The sequence below is a fragment of the Umezawaea sp. genome (assembly GCF_057122925.1).
Genome location: NZ_DBNGPQ010000122.1, coordinates 94253 through 106703, shown reverse-complemented (window position 1 = coordinate 106703; position 12451 = coordinate 94253). Strand labels below are relative to the sequence as shown.

The 12451-nt window shown below is 74.8% G+C and carries 11 protein-coding genes; 4 read left to right on the top strand and 7 right to left on the bottom strand.

Annotated features, from left to right (window positions below):
• Positions 1 to 46: 46 nt before the first annotated feature.
• Positions 47 to 1969 carry a discoidin domain-containing protein gene (locus AC156L_RS27650; protein ID WP_484407382.1) on the bottom strand — a complete coding sequence of 641 codons (1923 nt, stop codon included), beginning with the start codon at positions 1967 to 1969 and terminating at the stop codon, positions 47 to 49.
• A gap of 95 nt (positions 1970 to 2064) precedes the next feature.
• Here AC156L_RS27650 and AC156L_RS27645 point away from each other — a divergent pair, with 95 nt between their 5' ends.
• Positions 2065 to 3063, top strand: coding sequence for a LacI family DNA-binding transcriptional regulator (locus AC156L_RS27645; protein WP_330875309.1), 999 nt, complete (start codon positions 2065 to 2067; stop codon positions 3061 to 3063).
• Positions 3064 to 3072: 9 nt separating this feature from the next.
• Here AC156L_RS27645 and AC156L_RS27640 read toward each other — a convergent pair whose 3' ends face one another.
• Genes AC156L_RS27640 through AC156L_RS27630 form a run of 3 tightly spaced genes read right to left on the bottom strand, consistent with a single transcriptional unit; the run spans position 3073 to position 6222 of the window.
• Positions 3073 to 4935: a WD40 repeat domain-containing protein gene (locus AC156L_RS27640; protein WP_330875308.1), complete on the bottom strand. Its 1863-nt coding sequence runs from the start codon at positions 4933 to 4935 to the stop codon at positions 3073 to 3075.
• Positions 4932 to 5765 (bottom strand): hypothetical protein, encoded by an 834-nt coding sequence (locus AC156L_RS27635; RefSeq protein WP_330875307.1) that lies wholly within the window; start codon positions 5763 to 5765, stop codon positions 4932 to 4934. The genes AC156L_RS27640 and AC156L_RS27635 overlap by 4 nt, the downstream gene beginning before the upstream one ends.
• On the bottom strand, positions 5758 to 6222 hold the full coding sequence (locus tag AC156L_RS27630) for an MFS transporter (RefSeq protein ID WP_330875306.1): 465 nt from the start codon (positions 6220 to 6222) through the stop codon (positions 5758 to 5760). Before AC156L_RS27630 ends, AC156L_RS27635 begins: the two co-directional genes overlap by 8 nt.
• A gap of 224 nt (positions 6223 to 6446) precedes the next feature.
• On the opposite strand from AC156L_RS27630, the gene AC156L_RS27625 reads away from it, so the two are divergent.
• Positions 6447 to 6863, top strand: a complete 417-nt coding sequence (locus AC156L_RS27625) for a helix-turn-helix transcriptional regulator (protein ID WP_330875305.1) — start codon at positions 6447 to 6449, stop codon at positions 6861 to 6863.
• Between the two features lie 171 nt (positions 6864 to 7034).
• On the opposite strand, the gene ligD is transcribed toward AC156L_RS27625, so the two are convergent.
• The 3 genes from ligD to AC156L_RS27610 form a co-directional block, all read right to left on the bottom strand.
• Positions 7035 to 9077, bottom strand: a complete 2043-nt coding sequence (gene ligD, locus AC156L_RS27620) for a DNA ligase D (protein WP_330875304.1) — start codon at positions 9075 to 9077, stop codon at positions 7035 to 7037.
• 512 nt (positions 9078 to 9589) lie between these two features.
• Positions 9590 to 9871 carry a hypothetical protein gene (locus AC156L_RS27615; RefSeq protein WP_330875303.1) on the bottom strand — a complete coding sequence of 94 codons (282 nt, stop codon included), beginning with the start codon at positions 9869 to 9871 and terminating at the stop codon, positions 9590 to 9592.
• Positions 9872 to 10035: 164 nt separating this feature from the next.
• The gene (locus AC156L_RS27610; RefSeq protein WP_330875302.1) at positions 10036 to 10890 is read right to left on the bottom strand and encodes an SDR family oxidoreductase; all 855 of its coding nucleotides are present in this window, start codon (positions 10888 to 10890) and stop codon (positions 10036 to 10038) included.
• 132 nt (positions 10891 to 11022) lie between these two features.
• Between AC156L_RS27610 and AC156L_RS27605 the strand changes: the two genes are divergently transcribed.
• The gene (locus AC156L_RS27605) at positions 11023 to 11883 is read left to right on the top strand and encodes a LysR family transcriptional regulator (RefSeq protein ID WP_330875301.1); all 861 of its coding nucleotides are present in this window, start codon (positions 11023 to 11025) and stop codon (positions 11881 to 11883) included.
• Positions 11871 to 12446 carry a helix-turn-helix domain-containing protein gene (locus tag AC156L_RS27600; protein ID WP_330875300.1) on the top strand — a complete coding sequence of 192 codons (576 nt, stop codon included), beginning with the start codon at positions 11871 to 11873 and terminating at the stop codon, positions 12444 to 12446. Before AC156L_RS27605 ends, AC156L_RS27600 begins: the two co-directional genes overlap by 13 nt.
• Positions 12447 to 12451 lie beyond the last annotated feature (5 nt).

Here is a 12451-nt window from a genome sequence, read left to right as displayed (position 1 = left end):
GCTCCTTGCAGGGTTGGGAGCAAATCTCCACGGCCTTGTGGAGACGTCAGTCGTACAGGCGGAGGTCCGCGATGCTCCACCAGTTGTCCGCCGCGTTCGTGGCGGTGATCCGCAGGTACCGCGCGCTGGTGCGGCGGACGTCGACGTTCGTCAGGTGGCCGGTGCCGGTGCCGGTCGCGATGGTGCGCCACGTGGTGCCGTTGTCGCTCGCGGACAGCTGCCAGCCGCGTGCGTAGTCGCCGAGGTTGCCGCCGCTGTCGATCGCGACCCGCCGGAAGACCGTGCTGCCGCCCAGGTCGACCTGGAGGTGCTGGCCGGGCTCCTGGGCCTGGCCGCTGCTCCACCACGTGGAGGCCTCGGCGTCCACGGCGGCCGACGGCGCGGTGCCCGCGGGCGAGGCGGTCGCCGTCGCGGCGGGCAGCTCGACCCGGTCCAGGTCGGACCGCGGGGACCGGTGGCGGGGCCAGGTGAACGTCGCGAGCGCACCGCCGGGCAGCGTGTACTCGAAGACCTGCTCGCCGACCGCGACGGCGAACGTCCGCGGCTCGTCGTTCTCGTTGTGCACGACCAGGGCCGTGGAGCCGTCGGGGTTGCGGAACGCCACGTCGGCGACCTGCCCGTTCCAGCCGGTGGAGCCGAAGGACGTGCTGGCGACGCGTTTCGCGCCCGGCTTCACGAACTTCGAGAGGTGGCCGACCGTGTAGTACTCGGCGTTGGTCGTCACGGAGCCGTCGGCGCCGACGGTCACCAGGCCGGTGCACGTGTCGCAGCCGCCCAGGTGCGGCCCGCCGGTCTCGTCGAGCGCGATGTTCCAGTTCACCACGGACTTGGCCCAGTTGCGGGTGGTGCCGATGGCGATGGTGCGGGCGTGCCAGACCAGGGTGTCGCGGAAGACCTTCGCGGGCGGGTCGGCCGGACCGTGGGAGCCGGAGCACTCGGTGAACCAGATCCCCTTGTCCGGGTGGGCGTCGTGCAGCGCGGTCTGCGCGGAGGGATCGCCGTAGTAGCAGTGGAAGGCGGTGCCCGCGACCCACTTCGCGGCCGGGCCGGACAGGAAGTCCGCGGCGTAGTCGGTCTCGGGGTCCTCACCGGGCGGCGTGGTGCCGATGTCGCCGGGGTGCGTGGCCCAGTTGTGGTCGTAGGCCAGGATCTTCGTCCTCGGACTGGCCCACCGCAGCAGCGGCCCGAGCGCGCTGATCACCTTCTCCTGCTGGTCGACGGGCATGTCCGTGCCCGGATAGCCCACGGGGGTGCGGTTCTGCGGCTCGTTCTGCACCGACAGGTAGTCGACCGGCACACCCGCCGCGGCGTAGGCGCGCACGAACTTGACGAGGTAGCGCGCGTAGGCGTCGTAGACCGCGGGGTCGTCCTTGAGCCGACCGCCCACCAGCGAGTCGTCGGTCTTCATCCACGCGGGCGGGCTCCACGGCGTCGCGATGACCTTCAGCCGCGGGTTGAGCTGCTTGGCGCGGCGCAGCAGGGGCAGCACCCGCTCCTCGTCGCGGGCGGTGCTGAAGTGGCGCAACGGGAAGTCGGTCTGCCCGGCGGGCACGTCGTCGAACGTGTAGTGCTCGGCCGCCGCGGTGAAGTCGGAGGAGCCGACGGGCTGGCGCAGGAAGCTGACGCCGATGCCGCGCTCGGGGTCGAACAGGTCGCGCATCGCCTTCTCGCGCGCCGCCGGGGTCAGCCGGTGCAGCACGGCCGCCGACGAGTCGGTGATCGAGGCGCCGAACCCGTCGACCTCCTGGAACGTCCGGTCCGGGTCCACGACGATGGTCTGGTGGGGCGAGTCGCCGCGCCGGAACGGCACGGACGGCTGCTCGGCCAGCAGCCGCGTCCGGTCAGGGGTGGTGAGCCAGACCCCGACCCTCGGCGCGTCGTGCTTCCGGGCGTCGGCGTGGACACCGCCCGGCGTGCCGAGCACCAGGGCGACCACGGACGTGAGGGCTACGGCGACGGGGGTTCTCATCGCTCTCCTTCGAGCAGTATGTAACAAGCTGTTTCAGGATGGAACACGGCTGCTGGAGCGGCGTCAAGGCGCAAGACGTCGTTAAGATCGGCCTGGTGGAGAACAGGCGCGCGAAGGTCCGCGACATCGCCGCGGAGACCGGCGTCTCGATCGCCACCGTCTCCCGCGTGCTCAACGACCACGCCAACGTGTCGCCGCGGACCCGCGACCTCGTGCTCCAGGCGGTCGAGCGCCACCGGCAGCCCGCCGGCACCGGCGGCGCGGCCCGCACGGTCTACGTGCGCTGCCCGTACCTGCTCACCGACTACTTCGGACTGATCGTGTCCTCGGTCGTCGAGACCCTGCGCCTGCACGGGGCGCGCACGGTGCTCGACGCGGGCGAGGCCTCCCAGGGCTCCGAGGTCCTCGCGGGCCTGCCGGACGAGCCGGGGATCGACGCCGCCGTGCTGATCCTGCCGCCGGAGGACGACGACCGGCTCGTGGCGCTGTCCCGGCGCGGCTTCCCGTTCATCGTGGTCGACCCGCGCACCGCGCTGCCCGCGGACATCCCGTCGATCTCCGCCGCCCACCTCTCCGGCGCCCGCGCGCTCACCGCGCACCTGGTGGGGCACGGCCACCGCGCCATCGGCGTCATCGCGGGCCCGGACGTGTGGCTCGCCGGTGACGCCAGGCTGGCGGGCCACCACGCGGCGCTCGCGCAGGTCGGTGTCCTGCCCTCACCGCGCCTGACCAGGCACGTCGAGCCGACGATCGACGACGGCGTTCGCGCGGCGGGTGAGCTGCTGGACGGCGCGGACCGCCTGACGGCGCTGGTGTGCTTCAACGACAAGCTCGCCGTCGGCGCGCTCCGGGCGGCCCACGACCGCGGTCTGCGCGTGCCGGAGGACCTGTCCGTCGCGGGCTTCGACGACATCGACCTCAGCCGCGCCACCCGCCCCGCCCTCACCACGGTCCGCCAACCGCTCCAGGAGATGGGCCGCCTCGCCGTCACGCAGCTCGGGCGCGTCCTGGACGGGCACCGGCCGGAGGCCCTGCACCTGGAGCTGTCCACGACGCTGGTCGTCCGCGACTCCACCGGTCCCGTGCCCGTGTGACGCGGTTCGTCACGGCTGCTCCACGTCGGCCACCTCGCGCACCGAGATCGCCAGGTCGGCGTTGGCGCTGGTGATCACGACCAGCCGGCCGCCGGGCGCGCCGAACGCGGTCATGGTGGACGTGCGGTCGTCACCGACGGCCAGCTCCGCGACCCGCCGCCCCGTCCCCGCGTCCCACACCAGCACGACGCCGCCCTTGCCCATGCTCGCGAACACCTGCCGCCCGCCGTCCAGCCGGGCGGCGACCACCGAGAACACCGAGTAGTTCTCGCGGTGGCCGGGCAGGACGTCGCTGACCGGTTCCCCGGTCTCCGCGTCCCAGAGCCGCAGCCTGCTGTGCTTCTCCGCGAACGCGAGGACCGCGCGGCCGTCGTCCAGGACGATCGAGGCGATCGGCCCGGCCACCCCGTGCTCACCGGTGATCGGTTCGCCGACGGGCTGCCGGGTCTCCACGTCCCACCGCAGCACGGTCTTGTCCGAGGTCACGACGGCGAGCAGCGTGCGACCGCCGGGGAGCCGCACTGTGGTCAGCCACCTCGGGGTGCGGCCGAACCCGGTGATCGGCTCGCCCTCCGGCCTGCCCGTCAGCGCGTCCCAGAACCGCACGACGCCGTCCCAGGAGCAGCTGGCGACGAGCGTCCGCCCGGTCGACGGGGTGAACACGTCCAGGCACACCACCATCTCGGCGTGGCCGACGAGGGGTTCGCCCACCGGCAGCCCGGTCTCGGCGTCCCAGCGGCGCACCAGGCCGTCCTCGTACCCGCTGACGACGAGCGGTCCGAGCGCGGCGACCGATCGCACCTTCGCGCCTGCGATCATCGGCTCACCGACGGGCAGGCCGGTGGCCGGGTCCCAGCGGCGGACCGTGGTGTCGCCCGCGCTGACGACCAGCGTGCGGCCGTCGGCCAACCCGGTGGTGACCAGTCCGACGACGTAGTCGTTGTGGCCGGTCAGCGGAGAGCCGACGGCCTCGCCGGTGGCGGCGTCCCAGCGGCGCACCTCACCGTCGTCCGAGCCGCTGAACAGCAGCGTCCGACCGTCGTCCGCCTCGACCGCGGCCAACGACCGCACCGGGCGGACGTGACCGGCGAGCGGCCGCGCGGTCTCGCCGTCCCACCGGAGCACCGCGCCGTCGCGACAGCCGCCCACGAGCACGGTGCGGCCGTCGGGCAGCGCGACCGGCAGCAGCGACAGCACGACGGCGGAGAGGGGTTCGCCGACCGGCTGCCCGGTCTCGACGTCCCAGCGCCGCACCGTGCCGTCGTCGGAGGCGCTGCACAGCACCGAGCCCACGACGGCCAGCGCCCGCACGGGTCCACCGTGGACCATCCTCGGCTCGCCGACGGGAGCGCCGGTTTCCACGTCCCACCGCCACAGAGCACCGTCGGCGAACCCACCGACCAGCAGCGTCCGACCAGCCACCACCACCGTCGCCAACGACCACACCGACGACGGCCTGCCCGGCAGCGGACCGCCGACCGGCAGACCCGTGGTCACGTCCCACCGCCGCACGTCGCCGTCGTCGGAACCGCTGAACACCACCGACCCCACGACCGCCAGGGACCGCACCCACCCGGTCCGCGCCCCGTCCCCCACCGCCTCGCCGGTCGCCGCGTCCCAGCGCACCAGCCGCCCGTCCTGGAAACCGCCCACGACCACCGGGCGCCCGTCGGCACGAGCGGTGGCCAGCGACCACACCCACCCGCGCCCGTCCAGCGGCTCGTCCAGCGCCTCACCGGTGAGCGCGTCCCACCGCCGCACCCCGCCGTCGCTCGACCCGCTCACGAGCACCGCCCGCCCGTCGACCCGCAGCGCGGCCAGCGCGGTGACCGGTCCGCGGTGCGGGGTCCTGATGGCCGTCGGGGCGCTCACCAGCCGGCCTCCGTCAGCACCAGGCACAGCAGGTTCTCCTCGTCGTCGACGATCTCGTAGCCGTTGAGGTTCTCGGCGGTGACGGGGAAGACGAGGGCGTTGACCCCGGTGTCCCGGTCCAGCACGACCTCGGCCCAGTTGTCCCGCCGGAGGTGGGGGCCCTCGGCCTCGATGCGGTCGCGCACGTCCGGGAAGAACGCGGGCACGCCGTCCTCGTGCGGGAGCGTCGCGCGCATGGCCTCCTCGCCCCACAGCACGGCGTAGTCCTCGACCATGTGGACGTCGTCGTAGCACTCGACGTCCCACTCCGCCTGGGCGATCCGGTCCGGATCCGCCAACGGGACCACCAGCATCCGCGTGGTGTAGCGGAACGCGTCGGGGTCGTGGTCGTCCGGGGTGCACGCGGACGTGCCGACGTGCACCGGGTAGGTGCCCGCTGGCAGCCGGTGCGTGAACCCGCCCTCGGTGACCCACGGGGTCTCCCAGATGACCGGGCCGTCGGCCACGACGAGGTCGCCCGCGTGGTCGAACCAGTCGGGTTTGGCGTTGGGGAAAGGTGCCAGCCTGTCCGCCAGGCGCCACAGGAGCTGTTCCGCGTCCACGGTGTCGTGCCCTTCCGGTCGTCCGCTCGTCGTTCCCGTCATCCGGCCACCGGTCTCCGCGTCGGAGCGCCGCACCCCGCCGTCGCCCGACCCGCTGACGAGGACCGCCCGCCCGTCGGCCCGCAGCGCGGTGATCGGTCCGAGGTGCTGGGCGCGGAGGTCAGCGCGTGCTCGGACCCGACGGGTTCGACCGCTGACCGGTGGCCCACGCCGGTGATCTTCAGCCATCGGATGACCACGTGACTGAGCGGGCATCGGTCTCGCGGTGTCCGGTGTGGACCGAGCGCGGCAGCGGCACCACCGCCAGCACGCCGCTGAGCACCGTCCCGCCGCAGGCGACGAGGGTCGCGGTGGCCGGGGACGAGGCCTCCGCGATGACGGGTCCCGCGAACGCGGCGACCGCCTCCGCGGTGAACAGCGCGGAACCGACCCGGCCCAGGAGCTCGTTCGGCGTGATCCGCCGCACCGAGGTCTTCACGACCACCAGCGCCGTCGACCCGAACGCCCCGGTGACCACGGCGGCGGGGAGCGCGGTGGCCATCGGCGTCGAGCCGAACAGCAGCCCGAACCCGACGGCCGTGGCCGCGAGCGTGCCGCCGAGGAGGTACCCCGGCGACACGCGGTCGACCAGCGCCCGGACGAGCGGCGCGCCGAGCAGGAACCCGACGCCGAGCGCGGACAGCACGAACCCCGTGCGCGCGGTTCCTCCCCAGTTCCCGCAAGCAGCGCCGTCGGCGACGCGTTGGCGCGCAGGAAGACGCCGTTGACCACGACCAGCGCCGAGGCGGTCACCTCGCCGCGCAGGAAGGCCGGTCCCGCACCGAGTTCCCCGAGGAGGCCGCGCGCGCCACCGGTCCTCGGGCCCGCGGGCCGCCGGGTGGTCGCCAGGATCGCAGCGGCCGAGAGGACGTGGGTCGCGACGTCCACCCACACCAGGGCGTGGAAGCCCACGACCCCGACGCGGGGCTGTCGGCGCCCCGCGTGGCCAACCTGGAGAACGGCCGGGGCAACCCGACCCTCGACGCGCTCGACCCGCTGGCCTCGGCGCTCGACACGCGGTTGACGGTCGACTTCGCCCCCGACGGCGAGCCTCCCCCCGCGCTGCCCGCCTCCCTGGTCCGGCTCAGCCGCGGCACCCGGTTCCGCCACGACGTCCAGGTGCTCGCCGAGTCCACCGGGGCCGGCACGGCCGAACTGGCCGGGCGCCTGCTCGACGCGCTGGCCAGGCTGGGCGACCTGACCGGCCGCGACCTCACCGAACCCGACTGGCACCGCCTGCTCGACGCCCTGCTGCTGGTCACCCTCCACCCGCACACCACCAGGTAGCGGCCGTCACCACCCACCGCGGAACGCGGGCGAGCGGCCCGACCGAACTGGCGGGGCGCACCCCGGCCTCCCTCCACCCGCGCGCCTGCCGGGCACCTCTCCGGCGGGCACGACCTGGACGCGGTCCGCGCCGCCGTCACGGCCGAGGTCGACCGGGCCGCGCGGGACCGGTCAGCCGGTCGGTAGGCCGGCCCGGCTCCCCTCCAGCACGGCGAACAGGTCGCCCAGCTCCCGCACCCGCTCCACGACGTCCTCGGCGGTGAACACCAGCTGCTCGGCGGCGCTGCACGCCCGGACCTCGGCCCAGGTGACCGGGGTGGACGCGGTGGGGTGCTCACGGCCGCGCAGGGAGTACGGCGCGACGGTCGTCTTGGCGGGGTTGTTCTGGCTCCAGTCGATGAAGACCCTCCCCGGCCGCGCCGCCTTCGCCATCGTCGCCGTCACCAGGTCCGGCGTCCGCGCCGCGAACCGCTGCGCGACCGCCTTCGCGTACGCGGAGGTGTCGCCCGACCGCACGCCCCTCACGCCCGCGCAGACCTGCATCCCCTTGGAGCCCGACGTCTTCGCGACCGGCGTGAGGCCGTCGGCGACGAGGACGTCGTGCAGCCGCTCGGCCACGCGGGCGCACTCGACCACGCTCGTGCCCGGTCCGGGGTCGAGGTCGAACACCAGCCGGTCCGGGACCCGACGGGCGGTGCCGGGTCCGATCGTCCACTGGGGAACGTGGAGTTCCAGCGCGGCCAGGTTCGCCGCCCACACCAGGGCGGGCAGCTCGTCGAGCAGGGCGTGCTCGACGGTGTCGCGCGAGCCGCCGCTGGGCAGCCGCACCGTCCTGATCCAGTCCGGGGCTCCGCGCGGGACGTTCTTCTCGTAGAAGTGCTCGCCCGCCACGCCGTCGGGGTAGCGGACGAAGGTGACCGGCCGGTCGCGCAGGTGCGGCAGGAGGAACGGGGCGACGGTGCTGTAGTAGTGGATGACCTGGGCCTTGGTGAAGCCGTCCGGGTACAGCGGTTTGTCCAGGTTGGACAGGACGAGCTGCCGCTCCCCCGCCCGCACGGTGACGCGCTTCGCCTGCCGGGCGGGCGGCGCGGGCGCGGCGCGCGGGGCCGGTGGTTCCGGCGCGGCCCGCTGCGCGACCACGTCCGGTGCGGCGCGCGGCGCGACCACGTCCGCCGCGGCGCGGTCCTCGCGCAGGCCGCGCCACGCCGTGTGCCGGAGCCTGCCGGTGCGGCCGTCCGCGCCACGGGTGAACTGGCGGTACCGCACCTCGCCGACGAGTCGCGGTTCCACCCACCGCCCCCGGCGGACGTCGTCGCGCGGCGGGTCGGCCGCGAACGGGTGCGTGGACCGCTCCAGCGGGACCAGGAGCGCGCGCAGCTCGTGGCGGTCGCGGTCGGTGAACCCGGTCCCGACGTCGCCGATGTACACCAGTGCCCCGGTCACGGGGTCGTGCGCGCCCAGCAGGAGACCGCCGACCATGCCGGTGAACCGGTTCTGCCCCGGCCGCCACCCGCAGACCAGCACCTCCTGGGTCCGCACGATCGGGTGCTTGAGCCACGAGTCCGGCCGCGCGCCCGGCACGTAGGGCGAGGCGCGCAGCTTCGCGATCAGCCCCTCGTACCCCGCCGCCGCGACCGCGTCGAGCAGGGTGGCGGGCGTGCGCCGGTCCGCGGCGAGGGAGTCGAACGTGAACGCGGGCACCACCGAGACCCGGTGCGGGTCCGGCATCGGCAGCCGCTCCAGCAGCGCCCGGCGCTCGTCGTACGGCCGGTCGAGCAGCGACCGGTCGCCGAGCCGGAGCAGGTCGAACGCGAGGTACCGGACCTCGGCCACGTCGTGGAACACCTCGTCGCGCCACGGGGAGCCCGCGTGCTTGCGGTACCGCCCGCGCCGCTGCTGCAACTCCCCGAACTCGATCCGGCCGTCGGCGCCGTAGACGACGATCTCGCCGTCGAGCACGGCCGCGCGCCCGTCGAGCCCCTCGGCGAGGACGCCGACCAGGCTGGTGAACTCGGGGGTGAAGTCGATGCCGTTGCGGCTGGTCAGCACCGTGGTCCCGTCGGGGGCGACGCGCATGGACGCCCGGTAGCCGTCGAGCTTGTACTCGTACGTCCACTCCGGACCGCCGCGCAGCACGCCGCCGTCGGGCTTGGCGAGCATCGGTTCGACCCACGGCGGCACCGGGTCGACGGGTTCGGCGGGACCGCGTGCCATCGACGACCTCCGCCCCACCGTGGCGGCACCGCTCAGGCCTGCCGCGCCCGGACCACCGCCCTGCCCGACCGACCGTAACCCATTCGGCCTAGCTCCGCGCCCCGGTCCGGGCCTGGTCAGCGGATCTCGGTGGGCACCGCGTCGAGCACCAGGAGCACCGCGTCCCGCAGCGACCCCGGACGGTGGACACCCGGCAGGTCGAGGTCGGCCCGCCCCCGGCAGGCGACGGCCACGACAGACCGGTCCGCGCGGTCAGGGCGGCCGGCGGGACCCGCCCGGCGAGGTCGGCCCGGTGCCCACGGCAGCACGACGGTGGACGAGACCTTCTCCGCCGCACGCGCCGCACGTCCTCGTCGGCGCGGCGGCGGTGCCCGCCCGCGGTCCGGGCCGCGGGACCGAGGTCGTAGCGGTGCCGCCAGGTGCGCAGGGTGTGGTCGGCACGCCGAGCATCGCGGCGGGCGCTCCCGGCGTCCACAGCGCTCCCGGCGTCGCGGGCCGGTCGACGTCCTCGGTCATCGTCCGCCGAAGCCGGGAAGACCCCTGGACCTGAGGATCGCCAGTTCGTCGCGCACCCTCGCCCGGTCGACGGCGGCCTCGGCGGGCGCCCCGAACTCCGCCCGCAGCGCGTGCACCAGCCTGCCCCGCACGGCCCTGCCGTGCACGTCGCCGCTGTCGGCGGGCGTGAAGTGCTCGCGGAGGATGCGCCTCGCGGTGGCCTCCGCGGGCCGCCGTCGACCGCACGTCACCACGACGTGCCACACCAGGTCGATCATCCGGTCCTCTAGACCGGCCATGGACGGCTCCGGGGCTCGGTGACGAGCGTCGGCGCACGCGGTGGTACGGGCACGGGTCCCACGTCCCTCGGCGGGTGGTGACGACGGGACCACCTTAGAACCGTTTCAAAATCGGTTCAACCAGGCCTGGCCCCGCGTGTCGACGGGGCCGGGCCGGTCGCCGCCTACCCGATCGCCGCGCGCAGGACGTCCCGCAGCGGCGCCGGGGGCCGTCCGAGCAGCCTCGGGAGCGCCGGGTCCACCCGTGCGAACTCGCCCTTCCGGCTCGCCTCGAACAGGCCGACGAGCAGGTCGGCCGCGCGTCCGGGCACGCCGCGGGCGAGCAGGCCCGCGCGGTAGTCCTCGTCCGGCACGACGACCCGGCGGACCGGCCTGCCCGTCAACTCCGAGGCGATGGCCGCGACACCGGCCATGTCGACCGCCTCCGCCCCGGTGAGGTCCGGGCTCACCCCGTCCAGGACGTCGTCGACCAGCGCGACGACCGCGGCCTCGGCGAGGTCGGCGTGGGCGGTCCAGGACACCGGCCCGTCCTCCGGCAGGGCCAGCTCACCGGTCTCCAGCGCGGCGCCGAGCAGCACGAGCGCCGACGACGCGTAGAAACCGTTGCGCAGCACCGTGAAGTCCACCCCCGAGTCCCGCAGGAGGACCTCGGTGGCGGCGTGGTCCGGCATCGGCGGGAAGGGCGAGTCGGGGTTCGAGCCCGTGTGGCTCGTGTAGACGACCCGCCGCGCGCCGGACCTCGCCGCCGCGTCGATCGCCGTCCCGTGCAGGCGCAGCGCCTCCTCGCCCGCGCTGTCCACCGACACGACGAGCACCCGCGAGGCTCCCTCGAAGGCGTGGTCGAGGCTCGCGGCGTCGGCGAAGTCGCCCCGCCGCACGCGGACGCCCCGCTCGGCCAACCCCCGCGCCCTCTCCGGGTCGCGGACGCACACGCCGACCCGCTCGGGAGCCACCCGGTCCAGCAACCGCTGGACGACCAGTCCGCCGAGCGTTCCGTTCGCACCACTGACAATGATCATGAGAACCCGTTCACCAGACGTACGCCCAAGTCCTGGGCGCGCCGACCACGATGCCCGCGCAGGCGGCGCGCGAGAAGGATCGAGGCGGTCCCGGCTGTTACCCTCCGGGACACACCGATCGGAGGTGGACGGGTGGAGTCACGGCCGCTGCGCTACTTCGTCGCCGTCGCCGAGGAGCTGAACTTCTCCCGCGCCGCCGACCGGCTCGGCATCTCCGCGCCACCCCTGTCCCGCGCGATCCGCGGCCTCGAAGCGGACCTGGGCGTGACCCTGTTCGAGCGGACCACCCACAGCGTCGCGCTGACACCCGCGGGCGCCGTCCTGCTCGACCAGGCCCGCGTCGCGCTGGACGCCCTCGACGCGGCCGGGCGCCGGGCGCAGCGCACCGCGGCCCCCGAGCCGAAGCTGGTCCTCGCGGTCAAGGCCGACAGCGACGCCGGCCTGCTGGACGGCATCCTGGCCGCCTACGCCGCCGATCCCGCGGCTCGGCCCGTGTCGATCCGGCTGTGCGGCTGGGGCGAGCACCCGCGGCTGCTGCGCCGGGGCGAGGCCGACGCCGCCCTCGTCTACGAACCGTTCGACCGCACCGGGCTCGACGCCGAGACCGTGGTCGAGGAGCCGCGCGTCGCCGCCGTCCCCTCCGGACACCCGCTCGCCACCCGCGAGAGCATCGGCCTCGCCGAACTCGGCCTGCCCATCGCGGACCCGGCCGGTCCCGACGACGTCGGCCGATTCCTCGACCGGATCGTCGAGCAGCACGGCGTCCGCGACCTGCCGCAGCTGCTCAAGCTCGTGGAACTCGGCGAACTCGTCACGCTGCTCCCCGAATCCGTCGTCGACCGCTACCCCCGGCCGGGGATCGCCTACGTCCGCGTCCCGGACGCCCCGCCCGCCGTCCTGGCCATCGCGTGGCCGCAGCAGTCCCGGTCCACGGCGACCGCGGCCCTCGTCCGCGCCGCCTCCTCCGGCACGTCGAGGCCATGGACGAGCTGAGCGCCGTGCTGGCCGCGGTCGGACCGCGGCTGCGTGAACTCCGCCGCGCACGGGGCATCACGCTCGCCGACCTCGCGGACACCACCGGCATCTCCGAGAGCACGCTGTCGCGGTTGGAGAGCGGTGGGCGGCGGCCGAACCTGGAACTGCTGCTGCCGCTGGCCCGCGCCCACGGCGTCCCGCTCGACGAACTGGTCGGCGCGCCGCACACCGGGGACCCGCGCGTGCACCTCACACCGGTGCGGCGCTTCGGGATGACGTTCGTCCCGCTGACCCGGCGCGCGGGCGGCGTGCAGGCGCACAAGCTGGTCATCCCGGCGTCGGAGGGGGAATCGGCCCCGGACCTGAAGACGCACGAGGGCTACGAGTGGGTCTACGTCCTCAGTGGACTGCTGCGGCTCCTGCTCGGGGATCGGGACCTGGTGCTGAGACCGGGCGAGGTGGCGGAGTTCGACACGACCGTCCCGCACTGGATGGGGTCCGCGGGAGCCGAGCCGGTCGAGCTTCTGGTGCTGTTCGGCCAGCAGGGCGAACGCGCCCACCTGCGGGCCCGCACCACCTGACCCGG